Annotated in this window: 27 protein-coding genes; 16 read left to right on the top strand and 11 right to left on the bottom strand. The window is 70.2% G+C overall.

Annotated features, from left to right (window positions below):
* Positions 1–30: 30 nt before the first annotated feature.
* A complete protein-coding gene (locus ACZ63J_RS20285) occupies positions 31–1,764 on the bottom strand; it encodes a hypothetical protein (protein WP_465408271.1) in 1,734 nt (577 codons plus the stop codon).
* A 209-nt stretch (positions 1,765–1,973) separates the two neighbouring features.
* Here ACZ63J_RS20285 and ACZ63J_RS20280 point away from each other — a divergent pair, with 209 nt between their 5' ends.
* Complete coding sequence (locus ACZ63J_RS20280; protein ID WP_465408269.1) at positions 1,974–2,207, top strand: hypothetical protein; 234 nt, start codon at positions 1,974–1,976, stop codon at positions 2,205–2,207.
* Positions 2,208–2,271: 64 nt separating this feature from the next.
* Here the strand turns inward: ACZ63J_RS20280 and ACZ63J_RS20275 are convergent, their stop codons facing one another.
* On the bottom strand, positions 2,272–2,610 hold the full coding sequence (locus ACZ63J_RS20275; RefSeq protein ID WP_465408267.1) for a hypothetical protein: 339 nt from the start codon (positions 2,608–2,610) through the stop codon (positions 2,272–2,274).
* Between ACZ63J_RS20275 and ACZ63J_RS20270 the strand changes: the two genes are divergently transcribed.
* Both ACZ63J_RS20270 and ACZ63J_RS20265 read left to right on the top strand, forming a co-directional pair.
* Positions 2,597–3,181 (top strand): trypsin-like serine peptidase, encoded by a 585-nt coding sequence (locus tag ACZ63J_RS20270; protein WP_465408265.1) that lies wholly within the window; start codon positions 2,597–2,599, stop codon positions 3,179–3,181. The two genes, ACZ63J_RS20275 and ACZ63J_RS20270, sit on opposite strands and share 14 nt — an antisense overlap.
* Positions 3,182–3,653: 472 nt before the next feature.
* Entirely contained in the window at positions 3,654–4,238 is a 585-nt protein-coding gene (locus ACZ63J_RS20265) for a tetratricopeptide repeat protein (protein WP_465408263.1), read from the top strand.
* A gap of 863 nt (positions 4,239–5,101) precedes the next feature.
* Here ACZ63J_RS20265 and ACZ63J_RS20260 read toward each other — a convergent pair.
* Positions 5,102–5,635 (bottom strand): hypothetical protein, encoded by a 534-nt coding sequence (locus ACZ63J_RS20260; protein ID WP_465408262.1) that lies wholly within the window; start codon positions 5,633–5,635, stop codon positions 5,102–5,104.
* 127 nt (positions 5,636–5,762) lie between these two features.
* Between ACZ63J_RS20260 and ACZ63J_RS20255 the strand changes: the two genes are divergently transcribed.
* The 10 genes from ACZ63J_RS20255 to ACZ63J_RS20210 all read left to right on the top strand — a co-directional run bounded on the left by ACZ63J_RS20255 (position 5,763) and on the right by ACZ63J_RS20210 (position 12,212).
* Complete coding sequence (locus ACZ63J_RS20255; RefSeq protein ID WP_465408260.1) at positions 5,763–6,431, top strand: Scr1 family TA system antitoxin-like transcriptional regulator; 669 nt, start codon at positions 5,763–5,765, stop codon at positions 6,429–6,431.
* Between the two features lie 103 nt (positions 6,432–6,534).
* On the top strand, positions 6,535–6,951 hold the full coding sequence (locus tag ACZ63J_RS20250) for a YbaB/EbfC family nucleoid-associated protein (protein WP_465408258.1): 417 nt from the start codon (positions 6,535–6,537) through the stop codon (positions 6,949–6,951).
* Entirely contained in the window at positions 6,948–7,259 is a 312-nt protein-coding gene (locus ACZ63J_RS20245) for a YbaB/EbfC family nucleoid-associated protein (protein WP_465408256.1), read from the top strand. Before ACZ63J_RS20250 ends, ACZ63J_RS20245 begins: the two co-directional genes overlap by 4 nt.
* A complete protein-coding gene (locus ACZ63J_RS20240) occupies positions 7,256–7,654 on the top strand; it encodes a hypothetical protein (RefSeq protein WP_465408254.1) in 399 nt (132 codons plus the stop codon). Before ACZ63J_RS20245 ends, ACZ63J_RS20240 begins: the two co-directional genes overlap by 4 nt.
* The gene (locus ACZ63J_RS20235) at positions 7,651–8,385 is read left to right on the top strand and encodes a hypothetical protein (RefSeq protein ID WP_465408252.1); all 735 of its coding nucleotides are present in this window, start codon (positions 7,651–7,653) and stop codon (positions 8,383–8,385) included. Before ACZ63J_RS20240 ends, ACZ63J_RS20235 begins: the two co-directional genes overlap by 4 nt.
* Positions 8,382–8,972, top strand: coding sequence for a DUF3558 family protein (locus ACZ63J_RS20230; protein WP_465408250.1), 591 nt, complete (start codon positions 8,382–8,384; stop codon positions 8,970–8,972). Before ACZ63J_RS20235 ends, ACZ63J_RS20230 begins: the two co-directional genes overlap by 4 nt.
* Positions 8,973–9,104: 132 nt before the next feature.
* Positions 9,105–9,503 carry a hypothetical protein gene (locus ACZ63J_RS20225; protein ID WP_465408248.1) on the top strand — a complete coding sequence of 133 codons (399 nt, stop codon included), beginning with the start codon at positions 9,105–9,107 and terminating at the stop codon, positions 9,501–9,503.
* A gap of 330 nt (positions 9,504–9,833) precedes the next feature.
* On the top strand, positions 9,834–10,463 hold the full coding sequence (locus tag ACZ63J_RS20220) for a TetR/AcrR family transcriptional regulator (RefSeq protein ID WP_465408246.1): 630 nt from the start codon (positions 9,834–9,836) through the stop codon (positions 10,461–10,463).
* A gap of 100 nt (positions 10,464–10,563) precedes the next feature.
* Complete coding sequence (locus ACZ63J_RS20215; RefSeq protein ID WP_465408244.1) at positions 10,564–11,121, top strand: DinB family protein; 558 nt, start codon at positions 10,564–10,566, stop codon at positions 11,119–11,121.
* Positions 11,118–12,212, top strand: a complete 1,095-nt coding sequence (locus ACZ63J_RS20210) for a winged helix DNA-binding domain-containing protein (protein ID WP_465408242.1) — start codon at positions 11,118–11,120, stop codon at positions 12,210–12,212. The genes ACZ63J_RS20215 and ACZ63J_RS20210 overlap by 4 nt, the downstream gene beginning before the upstream one ends.
* Here the strand turns inward: ACZ63J_RS20210 and ACZ63J_RS20205 are convergent.
* Positions 12,209–13,048 carry a GNAT family N-acetyltransferase gene (locus ACZ63J_RS20205; protein ID WP_465408240.1) on the bottom strand — a complete coding sequence of 280 codons (840 nt, stop codon included), beginning with the start codon at positions 13,046–13,048 and terminating at the stop codon, positions 12,209–12,211. The genes ACZ63J_RS20210 and ACZ63J_RS20205 overlap by 4 nt on opposite strands.
* A 43-nt stretch (positions 13,049–13,091) precedes the next feature.
* Positions 13,092–14,048, bottom strand: a complete 957-nt coding sequence (locus ACZ63J_RS20200) for a helix-turn-helix transcriptional regulator (protein WP_465337627.1) — start codon at positions 14,046–14,048, stop codon at positions 13,092–13,094.
* Positions 14,049–14,159: 111 nt separating this feature from the next.
* On the opposite strand from ACZ63J_RS20200, the gene ACZ63J_RS20195 reads away from it, so the two are divergent.
* Together ACZ63J_RS20195 and ACZ63J_RS20190 are read left to right on the top strand one after the other, a co-directional pair.
* Positions 14,160–14,618 (top strand): nucleoside deaminase, encoded by a 459-nt coding sequence (locus tag ACZ63J_RS20195; RefSeq protein ID WP_465311264.1) that lies wholly within the window; start codon positions 14,160–14,162, stop codon positions 14,616–14,618.
* A gap of 38 nt (positions 14,619–14,656) precedes the next feature.
* Positions 14,657–15,616, top strand: coding sequence for an isopenicillin N synthase family dioxygenase (locus tag ACZ63J_RS20190; protein WP_465408238.1), 960 nt, complete (start codon positions 14,657–14,659; stop codon positions 15,614–15,616).
* Here ACZ63J_RS20190 and ACZ63J_RS20185 read toward each other — a convergent pair.
* Positions 15,613–16,890, bottom strand: a complete 1,278-nt coding sequence (locus tag ACZ63J_RS20185; protein WP_465408236.1) for a GGDEF domain-containing protein — start codon at positions 16,888–16,890, stop codon at positions 15,613–15,615. The genes ACZ63J_RS20190 and ACZ63J_RS20185 overlap by 4 nt on opposite strands.
* Positions 16,891–17,129: 239 nt before the next feature.
* On the opposite strand from ACZ63J_RS20185, the gene ACZ63J_RS20180 reads away from it, so the two are divergent.
* A complete protein-coding gene (locus ACZ63J_RS20180; RefSeq protein ID WP_465408234.1) occupies positions 17,130–18,089 on the top strand; it encodes a chitinase in 960 nt (319 codons plus the stop codon).
* Between the two features lie 131 nt (positions 18,090–18,220).
* Here the strand turns inward: ACZ63J_RS20180 and ACZ63J_RS20175 are convergent, their stop codons facing one another.
* The 5 genes from ACZ63J_RS20175 to ACZ63J_RS20155 form a co-directional block, all read right to left on the bottom strand.
* Positions 18,221–18,709, bottom strand: a complete 489-nt coding sequence (locus ACZ63J_RS20175) for a hypothetical protein (protein WP_465408232.1) — start codon at positions 18,707–18,709, stop codon at positions 18,221–18,223.
* Between the two features lie 127 nt (positions 18,710–18,836).
* Positions 18,837–20,618 (bottom strand): murein biosynthesis integral membrane protein MurJ, encoded by a 1,782-nt coding sequence (gene murJ, locus ACZ63J_RS20170; protein ID WP_465408230.1) that lies wholly within the window; start codon positions 20,616–20,618, stop codon positions 18,837–18,839.
* A gap of 142 nt (positions 20,619–20,760) precedes the next feature.
* Positions 20,761–21,018, bottom strand: coding sequence for a hypothetical protein (locus tag ACZ63J_RS20165; protein WP_465311257.1), 258 nt, complete (start codon positions 21,016–21,018; stop codon positions 20,761–20,763).
* A gap of 186 nt (positions 21,019–21,204) precedes the next feature.
* On the bottom strand, positions 21,205–21,807 hold the full coding sequence (locus ACZ63J_RS20160) for a TetR/AcrR family transcriptional regulator (protein WP_465337635.1): 603 nt from the start codon (positions 21,805–21,807) through the stop codon (positions 21,205–21,207).
* A complete protein-coding gene (locus tag ACZ63J_RS20155) occupies positions 21,804–22,637 on the bottom strand; it encodes an SDR family oxidoreductase (protein WP_465408228.1) in 834 nt (277 codons plus the stop codon). Before ACZ63J_RS20155 ends, ACZ63J_RS20160 begins: the two co-directional genes overlap by 4 nt.
* Between the last annotated feature and the right edge of the window lie 7 nt (positions 22,638–22,644).

Genomic DNA, 22,644 nt, shown 5'->3' with positions numbered 1-22,644 from the left:
GGTCACCCTCCCGACGCCGGGCGCGGTCGTTCATGCCTCCGCACGCGCCACCGGCTTCGCATCGTCGAGCAGCCCCATCGTCCGGAGCAGGATGGTGACCTGTTTCTCCGCCAGGGTAGCCGCGGCAGGCCCGCGCAGGTTTCCGTCTGCGTGCGGGTGCAGACCGAGCACGGTGCCTTCGACCGGTTCGTCCGGCTGCGGCAGCTCCTTGATCGCACCCCGGAGAAGATCCTGCGCGGCGGTCAGCACGTCGTCGTCCCACCGCTCGACCGCTTCGGCGCCCGTATCCACCCGTTCCATGCCGTCATCGCTGATGAGCACGCCGTCATCGGCGAGCAGATCCAGGGTGGACTCCAGGCCGGGCTTGCCGTCGGCCAGTCGCAGCCGGCGGGTGACCGGGTCGTACAGCACGGTCAGGCAGTGGTTAGCCTTGCGCAGGAGCATCTCCTCCAGGCCGCCCTCCCACGTCGAGCGATCGAGCTCGATCCAGCCCATGGCGGAAAGCGTCATGCCCGCGACGTCGAGCACGGCATCTGCGTACTCGGCGAACCCCACGGCTCCGTACAACCGGAGGTAGTCCGCCCGGACGTCATCCGCGTTCGTTGCGGCGTCCGCCGTGTTCCCGGCTTCGGCGAGCGACAGCAGCAACGAGTCGAACTCCGGCACGTCGTCCTCGGTGCAGCCGCCACGGTGGCACCAGAACTCACCCGGACACGAAAGTGTCACCCGGTGCACGGTGTCGATCGTGTCGTTCCCCCTGCCGGATCTGATGACGCACAGGAGATAGCCGTGGAGAACCCCAGGCTCTCCGAGAACTCCTTCGTGAGCGTGGAATCCTCCGCCTCCCACATGAAGCACCAATCCGCTGCCTTCCTCGTCCGCCCAGCCGGCCAGTGCGGCGCGCGCGGTCGCCAGCACCCGGGCATCCACGGACGGATCCCAGCTCTCGAGCCGCCACTGGCGGCTGAACCGCCAGTCCCCCGCCGATGCCAACGCCCGCGCGACCGCTTCGACCGAGCCCTCGAGCACCGGCACCCCGCCCAGAGTCGCGCTGGTGGCCAGCATCTCGCTGGCCACGCCCGTGTCGTCGACGGCGGCAACGGGCTCGGTCGCCTCCCGCGGCCACCAGCACACCTCATCCGGCACGAGTGCCTCGTTGGCCGTTGCGTCGATCCGCACGTGCCCGCGGGCGCCCTCCCCGCCGCCGATGCCCAGGAGAGCGTGCAGGACCATCTCGAGTTCGCCTACGCCTCCAGGCACGACGGCGAGCTCCGGCCGGTCCTCACCATCCGTCGGCACTTCGACGGTGACCTCGCCCAGCTCCGGGAAGCCCGTGACGGTTGACGAGGTCAACGGCGCTATGGACTCGTCGGCCTCAGCCGGCTCAGCTGGAATCGGGTGGCCGGCGAGGTCCACGGTGGGAACCCACGCCGGGCGGCGTTCCTGGCGGCGTCTGATCTGCCGCAGGTGTTCGAGAAGGTCGGCTTTGGTGGGATACGACTTCAGAAACCCCACCCTGGCCGGCCTGACCAGCTCTGCCAGCTGGCTCTTGGTCAGTTCCTCCGGACGGTCCGGGATGTCGATGACCACCTCGGGTTTCGCCAGCCTCGCGGCCTGGGCTTCGACCGCCGCGGCGAACCGGACTGCGAAGTCGCCCCGCGTTCCCTCGAACGCGATCCGGGCCGGCTCCACATCCACATCGACGCCGGCCAGCGTCTCCACCATCGCCAGCAGAAGATCGTTCTCCGTCGAGGGACTGATCATCAGGTGATCGTACCGCCGCTCGAAGCAGCTCCGGCAGGTCGGACATCGCAGTCGTTCACACCACGGGCCACAGGATCATGCGACGCGGCGACTCCGCCCGGCCATCCCTCACCCGGGGTAGACGCGCCTTTCAACCGCTGGAAACCTGTTACAGGTGACGGTCGGTACACGATGTTCCTGTAGACGATGAACTGGGCAGAGGGAGGCGCGTGACGAGCGAACGGCGAGCGCGGCTGGTGCCCACCAGCCGCGAAGTCAGCATCTCCGACGAACGAGGCGCCGAGGTTCTGCGCTATCGCGGAATCTGCGTGATCCACCTGGAAGACAACGAGCCGGTGAAGCAGACGTGGCTCCCGCTCGGCGCCTCCCCCAGCTTCGCCGACGACGAGGCCTTGATCGCGACCTGGCACGCAGCCTTGCGCTGGTGTCAGGACTGCGCTTGAGCAGGCAGGGCCCGGCGAACTTTGGTGCAGCCTTTGGTGCCGTTGGGAGCGTTTGGCCTTGAGCTCACTCTTCGCGTTGATAGCCTTCATTGGTCATCGCGATCCAGGGGGAAGAATTGAACCAAAGAAAACGCATTTTGTCCGTTGCTGCCGCGACAATCACGATCACATTGGGGTTGACCGGCTTTTCCGGAGGCGCCGACGCGGCTCCGATCGGTGGCGCGGCCCCCGTTTCCGCGTCGCCCGGAACGCCGAAGAGCGTCGCGCCGACACGACCGGGCGGACCGATGCCGGCTGGGAAGGCGGCAGCCGCCGAGCCGGCCCGCACGGTCGGCGTCCTGCTGTACGACACCCCCGGCGGCGGCACGGGCAGGTGCTCCGCGGCGGTGGTGACCAGCCCCAAGCACAACGTGGTCGTGACCGCCGGCCACTGCGTGTGGGGAAAAGGCGCGAGTTCCTACAACACCGGCTTCATCTTCGTCCCGGGCTGGACCCCGTCGCTGCCGACACCGCCGCCGCCACCCTACGGCAAGTTCGAGGGCGTGCGCGGCTGGGTCAACGAAGGCTGGGCCTACAAGCAGGACCTCGACTACGACTACGGGTTCGTCGTCCTCAAGCCGAACGAAAACGGAGTACAGGTACAGGACGCGGTCGGCTCCAACGGCTTTGAGGTCAACCAGGACTACGAAGCCAGCCGGATGGTGATCGCCTACGTCGGCATCCACCAGCACGCGTGCACCGGGCAGTCCCGCCGGCGATTCCCCGTCGTCTACACCCAGCTCATCATCGACTGTGCCGGCTACCCCGCGGGAGCCAGCGGCGGCCCCTGGTTCGACGGCTACAACGTCCAAGCCCAGCTCGGCACCGTCAACAGCGTCAACAGCTCCATCCCCAGCACGACCGACGACTCAGCGGTCATCGGCCCCTACTTCGACGACGCAACCTGGAGCCTTTACCAAACCGCGGGATCCTGACGCGGCAGCTCTGTCCCGGCTGGTGGCGGCGGCACGTGATCGGCGCGCGTGCATCGCGCGGTGGCGGTCCGAGCACCCGGGCGCGGCCGTGCTGGGCGTGCTGCGGGGGCGCTGCCGGTGATCGTCCCGGACGACCAGCAGCCGATCACCGAAGGCCGGGCGCTGCCGGCGGAGTTCTACTGCGGCTACACCCGCCACCTGGCCGGCCAGGTGGCGACCGGCCGGCTGGCCGGCTACGACGGGATCTTCACCGCGGACCACTACATGCTCAACTCGTCCATGAACGACCCGTGGGCGTCGGAGAAGATCGCCGAGACGATGCTGCGGATCCAGGCGGAAGTCGAGGCGTTCGCCGGAAACCCGGTCGAACCCGAAGCGGAGCGCGGGCAACGCCGCCTTCAAACCGGTCCAACTCCACGCGCTCGTAGTCGACGACGACCTCTACTACGGCCGGCGCTACGTCTCCACGGACGTGGCCGAGAACGGCGATCCCGTGCGGGCCGTGGGCGAGTGGCACGCGCGGCGCAACGGAGACGTCACCGAGGCGGAACACTGGTATCACCAGGCAGCCAATGCCGGCCAGGCCGACGCGACCCACAATCTCGTGATAGTGCTGCACGCGCAAGGACGCACCGCCGACGCCGAGCATTGGTCGCGCTGGGCAGCCAGTGCCGGCAACCTCGACGCCATGTACAACCTCGGAGTGTTACTGCGCGAGCGCGGTGACGCAGTCGCGGAGTCCGAGAGCTGGTGGCGGCAGGCAGCCGCCGCGGGGCACCTCGGCGCCATGTCCAACCTCGGTGGCGTGCTGCGGGAGCGCGGCGACGTCATCGAGGCGGAACACTGGTACCGCCGGGCAGCCGATGCCGGCCATCCCGACGCGATGCACAACCTCGGCGTGCTACTGCACACGCGAGGCGACGCCGACGAGGCCGAGTTCTGGTCGCGCCGGGCAGCTGACGCAAGCAGGTCCCGCACGGAAACTCCTCTTAGCAGTTTGTGGAGCGACGACATCAGCAGACTCCAGGGACACCAAGATCCGGAGGGCGGCAGTTAACGATGGCAAATGTCACCGCGATCATCGCGTCGCGAATGACGGTGGCGTGCTGAGCGTCGCGCGAGGAACCCGCTGCGAGGACACCCCCGGGCGCCGCAGGTCGTACCAGGTCGCACAGATCGCCGGCACCTGGTGCCGAGCCAGTCTTGCAGGGCACCGATGGTGCGCACGGTGATGCCGGGTTCGTCGACGACGAACCCGATGCTCTCCAGAGCGTTCGTGGCCGCCGTGATCGACCGGCGGATCGCCTCCAGCGTCAGCTTCGGCCGCGCCGCCCCGCGATCCGGTTGGCCGACGAGCTCCGCACACACCACGTCGACCAACCCCAGCAGGGTCGTCCCACGCGGCCGGAGACATCCCGAGGACCTCGGCCGGAGCAGGCGCTGCCGCGGCAGCGGGAGCGCCTGCCGGTTCCGCCGGGATCGTCTCGGCACGCACCAGTAGACCGACCCGGCAACCTGGCCTCCCAGCCGACCGGCAACCGCCAAGAACCGACATTGCCGGCTTGGCTGCGCAAGCACTGCTCGTTGTCCCGCACCCGGACCTGGTGACATCGGTCAGCGGACAGCTGACACTCTCCGGCGCGCGGCGCGCGGCGCTCGCGGTCAAAGCAGCAACCGGCGTCGGCGTAGCAGACTCCGATCTCCGGCTCGAGTTCTTCACCTGCGCGCATCCCTCGGACGCGTATCCGGTGAACCGTCCCGGCGGAACCGCCGCACATGCCCGTCTGCCGAGAACCCGACCTTACGTGCGGCCTTGCGGAAGAACTCCTGGCCGGGGTCAGGGCGCGTCGTTGATCGAATCGTCCTCAGTGTTGTCGTCGGTGCTCTCCAAGAGGTTTGACAGCCGCGAAGCGGCGTTATCTATGCGCGGTCGCGCCACAGCTCCCATCGAGTCGGATCGGTAATACCGAGGTCTTTTCGCATTTCGATCAGCAAGCGCCTGTACGCCTTTTTCATCTCGGAAATTTCCCCACTGAGGTCAACGTGAGAATCATTCGCATTTTCGATTTTCCAGACAAATTTTCGGATAAAACTTACATGTGAATTACCCGCATCCAAGTGGCACTCATAGACGGAAATCGGCACGAAGAGACTTAGTTGCGTGCGAAACTCGTTGACTCGGTCAATATTCCTGAGGAATACATCGGTTTCCGTCAAGGCGTCCTCATGTAGAGCCGCCTTGCCGACGATCTCATCCGCAAGATCCTCGCTGACTTGAAAGAGGTTGAGTATGTCAATGTATATATCGAGCTTTTTCTCACGCCAGCCGGCTGCTCGCTTGAGTAAGTCTTCCTGTAAGACCTTACGATTTTCGCGCCAAACGTTGATTGCTTGCCCGAGCAGAACGCCAATAACTCCAAGGATACCCACAGCTATCGGAACCCAAATGGACACCTGTAAACCTTGCATAAGCAGACACTTTAACTGAAACCCTCTGCATATGGTCGATATTTGGTCGACTAGCGGGCCTGAATCCGGTAGGTGTCGATGTGCGCGCGGCGGCCGTTCTGGTCCGTGCCGCTTGGGTTCGAGGTCTCGGGCCGGTCATCGAACATCGTGGCTCCCGCGGCCCTCGCGGTCGGGCTCGCGCTGCGGAAGTACAGCTCCTCTCGGCCTGGGAAAACGGCGACGCACCGCGCGGGTCACCGACGTCGTCCGGGCGCTGGGAGCCCTTCGCGTCGGCAACGCCACGTCTGCCGACATCCTCAACCTCGCCCGCCACGCCGAAGAACCCGGCTTCGTCGACGCCCGCCCCGCCGACCACGTCGCTCTCGCCCGCTTCTACGAGGAACTCGCCTCCGAGACGATCCGCTGGGCGCCAGCGCTCATCCCCGACGTCCTGCGCATCCCTGAATACGACCTTGCCTTGGTCAACCACGCCCTCGTCGATGCCGCAGCAGCCGAAGCGCGCTTCCTCACCGCTCCCACGCGACGCACCGCACTCGCCGACCTTCAACGCCGCCATACGTTCCTCATCGGCGAGACCGCGCTCGGCGTTTGTCCGTCCTCGCTGCGAACCGAGCAGGTCAGGCACCTCCGCGCGCAAGCCGACCGGGGGAACATCACCCTCCGCATCGTCCCGGCCGACGAATGCCCGCCGGGCCTGGCCCGCGATCTCGTGTCCTTCCGGAAGTACGGCCCGTTCGGCAATCACGACAGGCGCGACAGCTCCGTCGATCCGATCGAGTGAACCGGGACCGGCCTCACCGCACCACGGAACCGACCCGAGCAGCCACGACGTCCTAGGATGACCACCGCAAGGGGAGCACACCGTGGTCAGGGGAGGACCGAACGTGGCGCTGAACGTCACCAAGCTGCGCGCGCAAGCCGCCGAACTCGACGCCCAGCTGGGCGCAACCCGGTACCCAGGGAAATCACCCGACGGCACCGTCAAGGCCGTGGTCACCGGGCACGGCGAGCTGGTCGACCTCACGATCGACGAGTCCGCCGTCCGCGGCCCACATCCACAGGAAGTCGGCAACCTCGTCGTCATCGCGGTCACCGCGGCTCGGCGGTCCGCCCTCGAATCCGCCGCACCGCAGGTGCGTGCCGTCCTCGACGACAAACTCGAGTGGCAGCCGGCCTCACCCGCCCAGCCACCAACGCCGCCTCCCCCGCCCGCGCCGTCGCGCGCGGCGGTCGACGACGAGAACTTCGCCGAGCTGGACTTCCTCACCGACGAGGACGAAGACGACCGGGGGCGCTGGTGAGCACCGACGACGAGCTCTACAACCTCGCCCGCGAGATCGACGAGGCCGTCGGCGAAGTACGCGCCACCGCCTCGCGGGTGGCGACGTCACCCGTCGAGATCCGGCTGCCGGGCGAGCTCGGCACCATCACCGTCAGCGGCGCCGGCGAGCTGCGCCGGATCGACCTCGAACCCGACGAGGTGCGCAACTACTCCGCTGAAGCGCTCGCCCGCCAACTACTGACCGGCATCCGGCAGGCCGAACGCGACGCCGCCCAGCGGCGTCGGAGCACTCTCGACGCGGCGATCGCGAAGGAGCACCTGCGATGACCTTCGACCCGATCACCCCGGTCAACCCCGGTGACCCCGGGCCCGGCAAGGGTTACCACGTCTATCCCGAAGCGCTCCGCTCCACCGCGGCCAAGGTCGCCGAAGCCGCCGGCCTGCTGAAAGCTCTCGCTGACCGCGACCTGCAGGACACCGCGCTCGGCGAATACGACCTCGGGCTGCCCGGCACCCTGACCGTGCTCATGCCCGGCCGCCAAGGCCGCGGCACCGTGCACGAGTTCAACGAAGCCGTCGGCGCGATGCGCTCCACCACCTCGACCAACGCCGACCGGATCCAGCGCCTCGCCGACGCCCTCGCCACCGCGGCGACCTACTACGAAACCCGCGACGAGGCCGAATTCGAACGGCTCAAGAAGCTGGAAGGCGGTGACCGGTGACCAGCCCCGAACTGCAGAAAACCCTCGACGACCTGAACAACCTGCACTACCCCGAAGACACCGACGCCCAGGTCCGCCAGTACGCGGAGCTGATCGGCGCCCACGGCATCACCCACCTGCTCGACACGCTGCGCGTGTTCATCGGCGGCGACATCGGCAAAGTCCTGCTCATCGGGGACAAGTTCGCCCAGAACAATGCCATCACCCGAGCAGTCGACCTGCTCAACGAAGCCAAACTGGACCTGCAGGCGCGATGGCACGGCGACGCCGCCGACCAGTTCAACTCCTACACGAGCATGGCCGTGACCGTCCTCGGCCAGAACCAGACGTCGCTGAAGGCGCTGATGGACGAAACCGCCCGGATCGCCACCGTGATCATCAACAACTACAAGGATCTGCTGCTCGCCCTGGCGCGGTGCGCGTCCAACCTCGCCAGGCTGGGGGGCTCGATCGTGATCTCCTTCCTCGAGACCACTATCGTCCCGCCGATCGCACCCTTCAAGCTCAGCGACATCGCCGAGGACATCAACAGCGCCTTCAAGACTTTCTGGGACGACTGCTCCGCCCTCCTCGGGTCGATGCTCAGCAGCATCGCCGCCCAGACGAGCACCATCTTCACGCTCGAAGCGGTCAGCAGGAACTTCGCCCAAGTCCCCGACCTCGCCTCCACCACCGAAGTCGTCGACGACCCCGCCCGCTACCGGGTCAAGCCAGGAGCCGACCACCAGTGACCCGCCGACACCTCACCGTCCTCGCCGTCCTGCTGCTCGCCGGCACCGCGGCCTGCACACCGAAGCTTCGGCCCGCGCCGCCGCCCGAACCGTCGGTGTCCGTGCCGCCCATCCCCGGTTTCGGCCTGAAGGTCGCCGGGCTCAACGCCGACCCGTGCAAGGCACTCTCCCTCGACCAGCTGCACGAGATCGGGTTCGTCGGCGGCCGGCAACAGGTCGAAAACGGTTATCGCTGCATCGCGCGCTTCGACGAAACGACCTCCGTCGGCGTCTGGATCAACGGCGCCACGCTGAAATTCCTCTACACCGAGCGCGCGCGTGGCCACTCCGGCGGCCTGAACCGCTTCGATCCCATCACCATCGACACCTACCCGGCGGTCGTCACCTACGTCGTCGAGTCACCGCCCTCCATCCGCACCGGGACGGACACCTGCAGCATCGAACTCGGCGCCCGGGACGACACCCTCATCGACATCGACGTCTACGTCGGTTACTCCACTCCCGACCCCGCCGGGCCATGGAGCCACGACGCCCGCGGCGCGGCGGAAAAAGTGGCCTCGCTGGTCATCGGCAACCTCTCGCGCTGAAAGCCTTGGTCAAGAGACAGCGAGCTCCGCCGCCAGGAGCGAGCACGGCAGCGACGAATAGTCGCAGTCTGATCTCTGCGAACCGCACATCCCCGAGGAAGATGTCAGCGATGCGCCGCTGAAGTCGGCGATGTGGACCGGACCACACATTCGCCGGCCGTTTTCCGTACCAGCCGCGCGTCGCAGGTCCGCATGTCACCTGACTGGAACACCTTCTTCACCACCACCGCTCAGGTCGCTGTCACAGCCTTTTCGATCATGTTCCTCTCGATGCAGGTCAAATCATCGGTGTGGCGCGGCAGAACTCTGCTGAGCGTCGCCGCGGTCGCTGCTCTGCTGGAGCTCTTCGTTCCCCTTCTCACCGCGATGATCACGGCGATGGGCGATCACCCGTGGCGGCTCGGTGCCGCCTTGGCCGGCGGTCTGGGGCTCGTCATGGTGCTCGTTCAGCGGCTGGGGACTCCAGCTTCTCGCCGGGACGTGCGTGTGGTTGCTGCTGTCGGGATCGTTCGAGGCGTGGTGGCTCCTTGAACCCGGCGACACGTCCGCGAAGCCAACGGAAAACCAGGATCCCGCCGATTCCGGCAAAGCGCCGGAGCAGCCATCGGAAGGCCAGACTGCCGTCAGCTGAGCTGCTCAAGTCCCCAGCCGTGTCGTGCGACGGGTCCCTTTGTCGGCGACACGCTGCCGGCCCGTGATGTCACCGAGCGTGGCCGGTCGGCGCTATCCTCTTCGGCATGACATCCCCGTTTCCGGGATATGTCCCCAGACTCGCGTACAAAGCAACCGCTTACAATGGGCCGATCGGGGCTGGCCCTCGTGCCCGGCACTCGGGGCGGTGCGATCTGGGAGGATCACCGGATGACGATGTCGCTGTCGGCCGAACTGTGGCCGGACGTTCAGCCCGAGACCGCTCGGCGGCTGATGCTGGCCGGCGTCGAAGCCTTTGCCAAACGGGGGTACCACGCCACCACCACGCGGGACATCGCCGGCGCCGCGGGGATGAGCCCGGCCGCTCTCTACGTGCACTTTCCGTCCAAGGCCGCGCTGCTGTTCGCCATCAGCCGGTACGGGCACGAGCAGACCCTCGCCCTAGTGGAGAACGTTGTCGCGAAGGTGTCGGATCCCGTTGAGCGGATCCGGCTGATCGTCGAGGACTTCGTGGCCTGGCACGCCCGGCGCCACACCGTGGCCCGGGTCGTGCAGTACGAGCTGCAGGCCCTGCCCGAGCAGGAGTTCGAGGTGGTCGCCGAGCTGCGGCGGCGGATCGAGCGGATCGTGCGCGACGTCATCACCGCCGGCGCCGCCGATGGCGTCTTCACCGTCTCCGACCCGCACATCTCGGCGCGCGCGGTGCTCTCCCTCGGGGTCGACGTCGCCCGCTGGTACACCGACCGGGCCCGGCAGACGCCGACCGCGCTCGGCAAGGAGTACGGCGAGCTCGTGCTGCGGATGCTCGGTGCGAAGCCTGAGACTCAGGTCACAAACTGAGCGGTCGGTCACGGCGTCGAACCCGCGAAGCCCGGAGGTTCCGGCGACGCCCCCGCAATAGCGGACACACCCTGCCCGCTTCTCCTGACACAGTGGCCGTATGCCGAACAACGAAGACGAGCGAGCCGACCTGATCGCCGAGCTCGCCACTGCCCGGACCGCCCTGATCTCGACGACGCACGGGCTCACCGACGAGCAGGCCGGCGCCCGGCCCACGGTCAGCGCGCTGTGCCTGGGCGGCCTGGTCAAGCACGTCGCGGCCATCGAGGAAGGCTGGCTGCGCTTCGTCGTCGACGGCCCGGCCGCGCTGAGTTTTGCGCTCCCCGACGGCGTGACCTGGGCGGACATGGCTGCCGGGACCGCTCGCGAGGTCCCGCAATGGGCGATCGACCACCAGAACAACTTCCGGATGCTGCCCGGCGAAACCCTGGCCGAAATCGTCGCACGCTACGAGGACGTCGCGAAGCGCAGCGAGGAGATCATCACCGCTTTGCCCAATCTGGCCGCGAAGCACCCGCTGCCGGAGGCGCCCTGGAGCCCGCCGAACGAAGAGCGGAGCGTGCGCCGGGTGCTGATGCACGTCATCGCCGAAACCGCCCAGCACGCCGGGCACGCGGACATCCTGCGCGAGACGCTCGACGGCCAGAAGTCGACGTGAGCGTTCTGGACGCCCGGGCGCTCAACCGCGCCACGCTCGCCCGGCAGCTGCTGCTCGACCGCGCCGACCTGTCCGCGCACGACGCCGTCGCGCACCTCTGCGGCCTGCAGGCGCAGGAACCGCAGGAACCCTTCGCCGGGCTGTGGTCCCGGCTGCGCGCCTTCGACCCGGCTGGCCTGTCGGAGCTGCTGACCGGACGGCGCGTCGTGCGGACCCACCTGATGCGCCGGACCGTCCACCTGCTCACCGCCGACGACGTCCTGACCTGGCGCTCTCGCTTCGACGGCATGCTGCGCCAGCGTGTCCTCGGCACCTACCGCCGGGAGCTGGACGGCGTCGACCTCGACGAGCTCGCGGCGGCGGGCCGGGCCGTGCTGGCCGACGGTGAGGCGCGCTCGATGGGCGAGATCGCGCGGGCCGTCGGCGACCGCTGGCCCGAGCCGGGGCCGCGGCCGCTCGGCGAGATGCTGATCGCCGCGCTGATCCCCACGGCCCAGCTGCCGCCCCGCGGGCTGTGGCGCACGAAGGGCGGCGTGCGCAACCTGCCGCTGGCCGCCTGGCTCGGCCGCGACGTCGACCCGCCGGCCCCGGACGGCGCCGACCCCGTCGGACAAGCCCTGGTGCGGCGCTATCTGGCGGCGTTCGGCCCGGCGGCCACGGCGGACCTGCGGGCCTGGAGCGGCCTGGCCGGGTTGCCGGCGGCGGTGAAGGCGGTGCGCGAGGAGCTGGTGGCCTTCCGCGACGAGCGCGGCCGCGAGCTCCTGGACCTGCCGGACGCGCCGCGCCCCGACCCGGACACCCCGGCCCCGGTGCGGTTCCTGCCGGCGTTCGACAACGCGATCCTCGGCTACGACGACCGCGGCCGCATCATCGACGACGCCCATCGCCTGCTCTCGGTGGCCGGGGAGCGGGTCGTCCTGGTCGACGGCCGCGTCGCCGCGACGTGGAAGACCGACGCCGGAACCGTGACTGTCACGCCGCTGGGGCGTCTCGGCCGGGCCGACCGTGGCGCCGTCGCGGAGGAGGGCGCCGAGCTCGCGAAGTTCCTGTCCGACGGCGAAAGCGACCAGGTGCGGATCGAAAAGACCTAGGCGTCCCGGCGCAGGTCGCGGACCTCGGCCAGCGGCTCGAACCCCGCAGCGACGTAGGTCGCGACCCCACCGACGTTGGCGCTCGGCGTGCAGACCAGGGCGCTCGACGAGCCCAGCTCCCGCAGCGCGGCCGCCGCGGCGAGCGTGATCGCCCTGCCGTGCCCGCGCCCCCGGTGGTCGTGATGCACGCCCATCGGCTCCACGAGCCCCGGCTTGCCCGCGCCTGCCGACCACACCGTCACCGCCGCGACCGCGTCACCGCCGTCGAGCGCGACCAGGCTCCGGGCCTCGGCGTACGGCGAGCCCGACGCCATCGCGTGCCAGCGCTCCTCGGTGAACGTCGACTTGGCGAACGCCGCCCGCACCACCGCGGCGTGCGCCCCCGCCCGCGCCGGTTCGATCACCTCGATCCGGACGCCCGGCTCGTCCACCGGCTCCGCGAGGGAGCGACGCAGCGGCGTCCACGGCTCGTCGGCCTGCCACCCGGCCGCCGGCAGCAGGTCCTGGACGACCGCGTCCCGCGGCGCCTCGATGTTGACCTTGCCCGGGGGCAGCACGTCCGCCAGCTGCCGCGCCAGGTCCTCGTCGCCCCGCGCGTCCGGCGCGAACGTCACCCGGAGCAGCCCGGGCTCGTCCAGCAGCCCGACGGCGACGATCCGGCCGTCGCAGCGCCAGGTCCGGACCGCCGCGGCCGTCGCTTCCGCGCCGAACCGCCAGAACCAGCCGATGTCTCCCGGGTGCAGCTGCATCGGCGCCGCGTCGTCCTGCCACTCGCGCAGCGCGGCCACGGCCTCGCGCAGGCCTCCGACGGCCGGCTCGTCCACGAAGATCCCCATGCCCCCGATCACACACCACGGCCGGGACGAGGGCATCCGGTTTTCAGCCGACCGCCCGCGCGAAGCGGCCGGCGATCTCCCGCAGCCGCTCGACCAGCCCGGGCGGGGCCTCCTCGACCACGAAGTCGTAACCCCACTGGGCGAGGTAGTACGGCACGGCGTCGAGCGAGCTCGCCCCGGTCCGCACGCGGCAGCTGTGCTCGTCGATCGGCTCGACCGCGCCGCTGGTCGGCGGGACGCGCTGGGCCAGCACCTCCGCCGGCGCGGCGACCCGCAGCACGAGCTGGTGCGGGTAGGGCGCCGACGAGATCTGCCGCGAGACGTACGCCGCGAGGTCCTCGGCCGGGGGTTCGCGCGGGGTGAACCGGAAGCTCGGCGCCGGGACGCCGGTGATGCGGTCGACGCGGAACGTGCGCCAGCCGTCGCGATCGAGGTCGAACGCCACCAGGTACCAGCGCCGTCCGGTGTGGACCAGCCGCAGCGGCTCCACCGACCGCTCGGTCTCGGCGCCGGAGCGGTCGCCGTAGCCGAAGCGCAGCCGCTCCTGGTCACGGCAGGCCGCCGCGATCGCGGTCAGCACCGACGCGTCGACCGTCGGCCCGCCGCCGGGCAGGGACACCGTCGCCGCCTGCAGGGCGCCCACCCGCGGCCGCAGCCGGGCCGGCAGCACCTGCTCGAGCTTCGCCAGCGCGCGCACCGACGTCTCCTCGATGCCGCTGACCGTGCCGCTCGCGGCCGTGCGCAGGCCGACCGCGACCGCGACGGCCTCGTCGTCGTCCAGCAGCAGCGGCGGCAGGGCGGCGCCCGCGCCGAGGCGGTACCCGCCGGCCACCCCCGGTGTCGCGTGCACCGGGTACCCGAGCGACCGCAGCCGCTCGACGTCGCGGCGGATCGTGCGGACGTCGACCTCGAGGCGCGTCGCGAGGTCCGCGCCGGGCCAGTCGCGCCGGGCCTGCAGCAGTGACAGCAGCCTGAGCAGGCGTTCCGAAGTGCCGTACATGGTCGGCAGTGTGCCAGACATCGCGGACAGTTCCGGTCCTCGATCGGCCGGATGGTGCAGCCGTGCGGTCAAAGACTTGCCAGGCACCGCCCCCGGCGGAAAGAGTGGCGCATGCCGATCGACCCTGGCGCCCTGCTCGCCGTCGCCCGAGAAGAAGCCGAGCTGGGCAAGGCCGAGGGCGGCGTGCCGATCGGGGCCGCCCTCTTCGACACCGCGGGCACCCTGCTGGGCCGCGGGCACAACCGGCGCGTGCAGGACGACGACCCGTCGATGCACGCCGAGACCTCGGCGTTCCGCAACGCCGGCCGGCGCCCGCACTACCGCGACACGATCATGGTCACCACGCTCTCGCCGTGCTGGTACTGCTCCGGGCTCGTCCGTCAGTTCGGCATCGGGCGCGTTGTCATCGGCGAAGCGGAAACCTTCCACGGCGGGCACGACTGGCTGGCCGGCCTCGGCGTGGAGATCACCCTGCTCGACGACCCCGCGTGCACGGCGCTGATGACGGAGTTCATCAGCACGCGCCCGGACCTGTGGTTCGAGGACATCGGGGTCGAAAAGTCCGGATAGGACAGTGCTTTCCAGCACAGCGCTTGCGAGGAGCCGGTATGCCGTCATCCGTTCCGCTCGTGGACCTTTCGCCGTGGTTCGCGGGCACCTCCGATGGCCGGGCCGAGGTGGCCGGGCAGGTCGACCGCGCGCTGCGGCAGTCCGGGTTCCTGCTGGTCACCGGGCACGGCGTCGCGGACGACCTGCGCCGCCGGACCCGGGACCTGGCCCGGCGGTTCTTCGCGCTGCCGGAGGACGTCAAGCAGCGCTACGCCGTCACCGTCGGCGGCCGCGGCTGGCTGCCCCCGGGCGTCGAGGCCAACGGCTACGCCGAGGGCACCGAGACCCCGCCGGACCTCAAGGAGTCCTACTCGGCGGGCGCGGACACCCGGATCGGCGTCGCCGAGGTCGACGGGTTCTGGTTCCAGCCCAACGTCTGGCCGGACGAGGTGCCGGGCCTCGCCGAGACGGCCACCGAGTACATGCGCCGGATGCGCGCGCTGTCGGACCACCTGCTGGAGATCTTCGCGGCGGCGCTCGGCCTGGCCGAGAGCCACTTCACGCGGCACACCGCGCACCCGACGTACACGTTCAACATCAACTGGTACCCGCCGATGACCCGCGTCGGCGCGCCCGAGCCGGACCAGTTCCGGATCGGCCCGCACACCGACTTCGGCACCGTGACGGTGCTCGACCGCCAGGCCGGCGTCGGCGGCCTGCAGGTCTACACCGCCGGCGAGTGGGAGGACGCGCCGTTCCACCCCGACGCGCTGACGGTGAACATCGGCGACCTGATGGCCCGCTGGACGGGTGACCGCTGGCGCTCGACCCGCCACCGCGTCCTCCCGCCGGCGGCGACGGCGCCGGACGAGGACTTGATGTCGCTGGTCTTCTTCTACGAGACCGACCACGACGCGCGGATCACCTCGCTCGCGCCGCCGCTGGGCCGGCGGATCTACCCCGAGGTCATCGCGGCGGACTACCTGCGGGAGAAGCTCGACGCGATCACCATGAGCTAGCCCGGATCCGGCTCCGCGCAGATCGTGCGGTTGCGGCCCGCCGCCTTGGCCCGCAGCAACGCCGCCTCCGCGGCCAGGAGCGCGTCGGCCAGGGGCTCGTCGGCCGCGCAGCCCGCCACGCCGATCGACACCGTCACGCCGACGAACTGGGGCCCGTCGCCGGACGCCTTGAGCGCCACCAGCGTCGAGGCGACCCGGAGCCGGATCCGCTCGGCGATCGCCATCGCGTCGAAGCGGCCGGTGCCGGGCAGCAGCACCGCGAACTCCTCACCGCCGGAGCGGCCCACGAGGTCGGCGGCGCGGACCTCGTCGCGCAGGGTGTCGGCGACCGCGCGCAGCACCGCGTCGCCGATCCGGGCGCCGTAGCGGTCGTTGAGCTGGCGGAAGTGGTCGAGGTCGAGCAGGAGCACGGCCTGGCCGGGGCCGTGCCGGCCGAGGCGCGTGACCTCGGCTTCGGCGGCGCCGCGCCACGACGCGGAGGTCAGCACGCCGGTGCCGGGATCCACGGTGACGTGCTCGCGGCGGCCGCGGCCCAGCCCGCCGCGGTGCAGCACGACGGTGGCGCCGGCCAGCAGGGGCACGAGCAGCGGCGCGGCGGTGGCGGCCCAGGCCAGCGGCAGGCCGAACGTCGTCATCGCGGCGTCGAAAGCGTGTCCGGGCAGGGCTTCACGGGGGCCGCGCGGGCCGTCGGCGGCGGTCACGAGCGCGGCGTTCACGGCGAGGAACACCACCCCGGCGACGACGAGCAGGGCGACCGCGCGGGTGTCCAGGACCGTGCCGAACGGCCGGACGCCGGTCGCGGTGAGGAACGCCCCGGCGACCAGACCGGCCAGCGCCGTCGCCGCGGCGCCGAACACCTGCCGGTAGACGGGTCTTCTCCGGACCCGGACCCACTGGTGCAGCGCCGAGAGCGCGATCAGCGCGACGGCGAGACCCGGCCGGAGCACAACGACGCCGGCGAAGATCCACGCCGTGTCGACGCCGGGGCCGAGGAGGGTCTCTTCGCGGTGGCGTTCCACCGGGCGCGCGAGCTCCGCCGAGGCGAGCATCCCGGCCAGGAGCAGCGCGAACGGCGTCAGCATCGTGGTCAGCGGCGGGAACCGGACGGCGGCGAGGACCACGGCGGCGACCGCGAGGACGTCGATCAGGACGAGGTAGCAGACCTGGCCGCGGCGCGGCAGCCGCCACAGCGCCCACCGCTGCAGGAGCACGGCGGGCGGGAACCGGCCGGGGCGGCGTCCCCCGCCGGCTGCGACCGTGGAATCCCCCACCATTTCGGCAAAGTAGCCGGTACGCGGCGTCGTGTCACTCCGCCTTCAGGGGAATCTCACATCGCCCTGAGCGACGGGACGCTCGGGAGCCGAACGCACACAGTGGGTCATTTTTCCGACCGAAGAAGGGTTGACACGCAACATTGGTCTAGTCCACTGTGTGGGGGCACACAGCGCTCCTCCCGGGATGATCCCGCCGCCTCAAACCGGAGGTGCTCCACTCACAATTGGAGGACCCCCCTATGAAATCAGTGCGCCGTCTGGTGACCCTCGCGGTCGCGGCCGGAGCCGCGATGGCGACGGCCGTGGGTCTCGCCCCGCAGGCCATGGCCGCGGTGGACCCGGTGCTCGCATCGCCGTACCTGTACCAGTGGGGCGGGCAGACCAGCCCGACCGCGGCGATGTCCGCATCCGGCGTGAAAGCGTTTACCCTCGCGTTCGTGCTGTCCGACGGCACCTGCAACCCCAAGTGGGACGGCAGCCGCTCGCTGACCGGCTCGGACAAGACGATGATCCAGAACATCCGCAACGCGGGCGGGGACGTGATCCCCTCCTTCGGCGGCTGGTCCGGCACGAAGCTGGGCTCGAAGTGCACGTCGGCCTCGGCGCTCGCGGGCGCGTACCAGAAGGTCATCGACGCCTACGGCCTGAAGGCGATCGACCTGGACATCGAGAACACCGACGAGTTCCAGAACAACACCGTGCAGGACCGCATCCTCAACGCGGTCAAGCTGACCAAGCAGAAGAACCCGAACCTCAAGGTCGTCATCACCATCGGCACCACCACGACCGGCCCCGACTCCTGGGGCAAGCGCCTGATCAACCAGGCCAAGGCGATCGGCGCCGGCGTCGACGTCTGGTCGGTCATGCCGTTCGACTTCTCCAGCGGCGGCGACATGGCCGCCATGACGAAGTCCGCGGTCGACGGGCTGAAGAACCAGCTCAAGACCACGTTCGGCTGGAACGACGACACCGCCTACCGGCACAGCGGCCTCTCCTCGATGAACGGCAAGACCGACAACGCGGGTGAGACGGTCACGGTCGCGAACTTCACCTCCATCCGCGGTTACGCGACGAGCCACCACCTGGCCCGCTTCACGTTCTGGGCCACCAACCGCGACTGCAGCGGCGGCGGCGAGTGCTCCGGCATCTCGCAGGACAAGTACGCGTTCACCAAGATCGTCGCCGGCTACACCGGCTGACACAGACCCGTAGTGGGGCTGTCGGAGGCCCTCTCACCGGCATCGGGGCCGGTGAGGGGGTCTTCGCGGGTTCCGGTGAGCGGTAAGGGTTCCGGTCACCGGGAACCGCTTTCCTCCCTGGACCGCGGAACTCAGCGCACCGGGGTGCCGTGCCCGCGGCACCCGTACGGATAACACCGGTAGTAGTCCGTTGTGGACGGTGGGGGCACGACCACGGTCGTCACCGGATCCGACGGCGGCGGCAGCTCGATCGTGACCGTCGGCGTCGGCGTGGGCGTCTGCCGGGCGTGCATCACCACCGGCGACGGCGTCGTCGTCCGGGTCGGCACGGCGATCGCCGAGGTCGGGGCGCCCGTGGCCGGCTGCAGCTGCGGGAACCGCGTGGTCCCCGGGACCGGCTCCGGCCGGGTCGCCAGCGCCAGCGCGAAACCGCCCAGGACCACGAGCACCGCCGAGGCCAGGGCCAGCCGGCCGCCCGCGCCGCGCGGCTGGGGCGAAGGACCGCGCCGAGCGGCCGCTTCGGCCGACCGTGAGCCGGGTTTCCGCGGCCGCGCTCCGGCTTCCCGCAGCAGTTCGTCGACCGTCACCCTGTCCCGCCGCCTGCGCGCGCTGCGCGTCATGCACGACCTCCACCCCATCGCTGATCCCGCTGGATACTAAGAAGCCGCGCCGGAATTGTAAACGCGCTGATCGCAGCGCTCTCGTTACCGTTTCGAGACATCCGGACCGGCTTTCCGGCCGTAGTCGTCAACGAGGCGCGAGCCGCCGCAGGAGACCGCCCACGCGCCGGGTCACCGGGGTGAACTCGGGCAGCTTCAGCACCGCCAGCAACCCGAACGGCACAGCCATCCCGAGCAAAGTCTGGACCGGCAGCTTCACCCACGCGGCGGGGATCGTGCCGAGCGAGCCCGGCACCGCGTACCCGGCGAGCACCGCGGCCCCGACACCGAGGGCGCTGGCCCCGAGCGTGATCAGCCCGACCCGCAGCGAACGCTTGCTGCGCAGGTGCCCGAGCCGCACCCACAGCCAGACCTGGCCGAGCACCGCGCCGACGACAAACCCGGCGCCGTTCACGAGCATCACGCCGTAGACGATGTGCTCACCGTCGAGCAGCCCGCGGCAGAGCAGCAGCAGCGGGATCTTCACCGCCGTCATCACGAGCATGATCAGCGTGGGCGTGCGCGCGTCCTTCATCGCGTAGAACACCCGCAGCTGCAGCATCACCAGCGCGAACGGCAGCAGCCCGGCGGCGGACACGGCGAGGGTCTGGCCGAGGCGCTCGGCGTCGTCCAGGGTGCCGCGGCCCAGCGTGAAGATCGCGATGCCGACCGGCGCGCCGACCACCGCGAGCACCGCCGAGATCGGCAGGAAGAGCACCGTCGAGATGCGGGAGGCGAGCGAGAGGTCGCCGACCAGCGACACGGTGTCGCCGTCCGCGGCGGCGCGGCTCATCCGCGGCATCAGCGCGGTCAGCAGCGAGACGCCGAGGATGCCGTAGGGCAGCTGGAAGAGCAGGGACGCGTAGCTGTAGGCCGTGACCCCGCCGCTGGTGCCGCCGGTCAGCACGCGCGTGGTGACGACGAACCCGACGTGGCTCACCACGACGTAGCCGAGGATCCACGCGGCCAGCCCGCCGAACTCCTTCATCCGCGGGTCGAAGCCCCAGCGCCAGCGGAACCGGAACCCGGTGCGCAGCAACGCGGGGATCAGCACCATCGCCTGCACGACGATGCCGAGCGTGGTGCCGAGGCCGAGCACGAGCAGCTTCGGGTCGCTCATCCGGACCGGGTCGAGCGTCAGCTCCCCCGGCACCACCGCGAACACGACGAGCGTGCCGGTGACGACGACGTTGTTCAGCACCGGCGCCCAGGCCGGCGGGCCGAAGACGTTCTGGGCGTTGAGGATCGCCGACAGCAGCGCGAAGAGGCCGTAGAAGAGGATCTGCGGCAGCAGCAGGTACGCCAGGGCGGTGGTCAGCCCGGGGTTGGCCGTCGGAGACGATTTGTCGACGTAGAGCGCGGTGAACAGCGGGGCGATCGCCACCGCGACGGCCGTGCCGACGGTGAGCAGCACCAGCGCCATCGTGATCAGCCGCTGCGTGTAGGCGCGGCCGCCGTCCGGGTCGTCCTGCGAGCGGACCAGCAGCGGCACGATGACACTGGCCAGCACCCCGCCGAAGAGGAGCTCGAACACGATGTTGGGCAGCGTGTTCGCGACGGTGAAGGAGTCGTTGACCACCCCGGTCCCGACCACGGCGGCGAGCAGCAGCTTCGCGACGAACCCGGTGATCCGGCTGACGGTCGAGGCAACGGCCATCCGGCCACTGGAGCGAGCGAGCGACGAGCCGGCGCCTTCACCGCGGCCGGCACTGACCGGCGAGGCGGGCGGCCGGGCGACGATCTGGGTGGCGAACTCGTCGTAGGGCCGCCGGGAGACGTCGAGGTCGCGAGTGGGCCAGTGGGGGCCGCGCAGCTCGCTGGGGAGGAAGACCGTCGCCTGGTCGTCCGCCGGTGGGGGGTGCTCCGCCATGAGGACAGACTGCCAGGTCAGTGCCACGGGCGGGACCGGGTGCCGGGCAGTTCACCACGTTCGGCGGGCCACGTCCGCCGCCGCGCCCCGGCACCGAACGCGCGAGCGAACCGACCACACTGCGTAACGCACGTTCAGGTGCTCAGGCGGCGAGGCTGATCTCCAGAGCGGCGCGCCCCGCTTCGGTCAGCTCGGCCGGGACTCGCCCGGTCGCTCCTTCGGCCGCGGGTTTCAGGTAGCCGCCGTGGGCCAGGGCGTGGGCCGTGATCTGATCACAACACGCGAATCCGTCGATGAAGAGGTCCGGCTCGCAGCTGCACGACATCTGCGCGCGGCCGGCTCCCACCGCCCTCAGCATCGCCATCGCGCGGTGGGTGAGCTCGACTCCTGTACCGGACACCGGACTGCCTTCCTCTTCGAACCTGCTACTACGGGTCATCGTCCATTGCGCCAATTGTGTTAGCTACCGCACTAGGACGTTTACTAGACCCGGTCGGTTCCGGTAAGGAGCCCGGCGGCGCGGGCACGGCGAACGGCGGCCCGGTTGCGCCCACAGGTCGCGGCCGGTGCGACGAGCGGCCCGGCCTCAGCCGCCCGCGAGCCGCAGTTCCAGGGTGCGGGCCCACTCCCGGACGATCTGCCGGCGGCGCCGGGTGTCGTCGGTGAGCAGGTTGGCCAGGCCGAGGCCGCGGGCGAGGTCGAGAGTGGCCTGGACCAGTTCCCGCACGCCCCGGCGGGACTCGTCGACGCCGAGCAGCTCGACGGTCACCCGGTGCGCCTCCCGCCCGACCCGGGCCTCGAGCGGCACGAGCACGGCGCGCAGGGCCTCGTCGGTCGCCGCGACCGACCAGAGCTGCAGGGCGGCGCGGAACAGCGGCCCGGTGTAGAGGTTCAGCACCATCTCGACGACCCGCTCGATGCGGGACGCGCCGGTCGGCAGGTCCGCGGCCTGGGCGCGGAGCTCGTCGATCTGCGCCTCGCCCAGGAGGTCCACCGCCGCCGCGACGAGGTCCTCCCGCGTCGGGAAGTGGTGCTGTGCGGCGCCCCGGGAGACGCCCGCGCGTTCGGCGATCCCGGCCACCGTGACGCCGTGCCAGCCGCGCTCGCCGAAGCTGTCGAGCGCGGCCTCGATCAGCCGCCGCCGCGTGGTGCGGCTGCGTTCCTGCTGGGGTTCGCGGACGCCGGTCAAGCCGGATCGACCCAGAAGTCGAGCTGGAGGTCCTCCTCCGAGCCGCCGATGCGGTACTTCGCGAAGTCGGTGACGCCTTCCGCGCGCAGGACCTCGTCGTCGAGGAAGAAGTTCCCGGTCGCCTCGCGGCTCGGCTTGGTGAGGATCGCGTACGCCGCGTCCGCCATGATCTCCGGCGTGCGGCTGCGGTCGGCCAGCTCCGCGCCGACGACGTTGCGGATCGCCGCCGTGTCGATCGTCGTGCGGGGCCAAAGCGAGTTGACGGCGACGCCGTCCGCCTTCAGTTCCGCCGCGAGCCCGACGGTGACCAGGCTCATCGAGTACTTCGCGATGCTGTAGGCGAGGTGCCCGGCGGTGAACCACTTCTCGTCGAGGCTGATCGGCGGCGACAGCGTGAGGATGTGCCCGTTCGCCGACGCGCGCAGGTGCGGAATGGCCAGTTTGGATAGCAGGAAAGTACCGCGCGCGTTGATGTCCTGCATGAGGTCGTAGCGCTTCATGCTGACCTGCTCGGTCGGCGTCAGGTCGATCGCGCTGGCGTTGTTCACGACGATGTCGATGCCGCCGAACTGTTCGACCGTCTTCGCCACGGCCGCCGCGACACCGTCGTCGTCGCGGACGTCGCCGAGGATCGGCAGCGCGTGCCCGCCCGCCTTCTCGATCGCCTCCGCGGCGGTGTAGATCGTGCCGGGCAGCTTCGGGTGTGGTTCGGCGGTCTTGGCCAACAGGGCGACGTTCGCACCATCGGCAGCCGCCCGGAGCGCGATCGCCTCGCCGATGCCGCGGCTGCCGCCGGACATGATGATCGTCTTGCCGTCCAAAGTAGACATGGCGACG

The sequence above is a fragment of the Amycolatopsis sp. NPDC104863 genome (assembly GCF_055582965.1).
The sequence above is the reverse complement of the archived record's forward strand: the minus strand, read 5'-3'. Positions and strand labels throughout refer to the sequence as shown.

Excerpts from the sequence above, each read along its gene's own strand:
- ACZ63J_RS20180 (WP_465408234.1), top strand. The coding sequence starts at position 17,130 with ATGAAATCAGTGCGCCGTCTGGTGACCCTCGCGGTCGCGGCCGGAGCC.
- ACZ63J_RS20285 (WP_465408271.1), bottom strand. The coding sequence starts at position 1,764 with ATGATCAGTCCCTCGACGGAGAACGATCTTCTGCTGGCGATGGTGGAG.
- ACZ63J_RS20205 (WP_465408240.1), bottom strand. The coding sequence starts at position 13,048 with ATGGGGATCTTCGTGGACGAGCCGGCCGTCGGAGGCCTGCGCGAGGCC.
- murJ (WP_465408230.1), bottom strand. The coding sequence starts at position 20,618 with ATGGCGGAGCACCCCCCACCGGCGGACGACCAGGCGACGGTCTTCCTC.
- ACZ63J_RS20185 (WP_465408236.1), bottom strand. The coding sequence starts at position 16,890 with ATGGTGGGGGATTCCACGGTCGCAGCCGGCGGGGGACGCCGCCCCGGC.
- ACZ63J_RS20195 (WP_465311264.1), top strand. The coding sequence starts at position 14,160 with ATGCCGATCGACCCTGGCGCCCTGCTCGCCGTCGCCCGAGAAGAAGCC.
- ACZ63J_RS20190 (WP_465408238.1), top strand. The coding sequence starts at position 14,657 with ATGCCGTCATCCGTTCCGCTCGTGGACCTTTCGCCGTGGTTCGCGGGC.
- ACZ63J_RS20175 (WP_465408232.1), bottom strand. The coding sequence starts at position 18,709 with ATGACGCGCAGCGCGCGCAGGCGGCGGGACAGGGTGACGGTCGACGAA.
- ACZ63J_RS20215 (WP_465408244.1), top strand. The coding sequence starts at position 10,564 with ATGCCGAACAACGAAGACGAGCGAGCCGACCTGATCGCCGAGCTCGCC.
- ACZ63J_RS20240 (WP_465408254.1), top strand. The coding sequence starts at position 7,256 with ATGACCTTCGACCCGATCACCCCGGTCAACCCCGGTGACCCCGGGCCC.
- ACZ63J_RS20155 (WP_465408228.1), bottom strand. The coding sequence starts at position 22,637 with ATGTCTACTTTGGACGGCAAGACGATCATCATGTCCGGCGGCAGCCGC.
- ACZ63J_RS20200 (WP_465337627.1), bottom strand. The coding sequence starts at position 14,048 with ATGTACGGCACTTCGGAACGCCTGCTCAGGCTGCTGTCACTGCTGCAG.
- ACZ63J_RS20220 (WP_465408246.1), top strand. The coding sequence starts at position 9,834 with ATGACGATGTCGCTGTCGGCCGAACTGTGGCCGGACGTTCAGCCCGAG.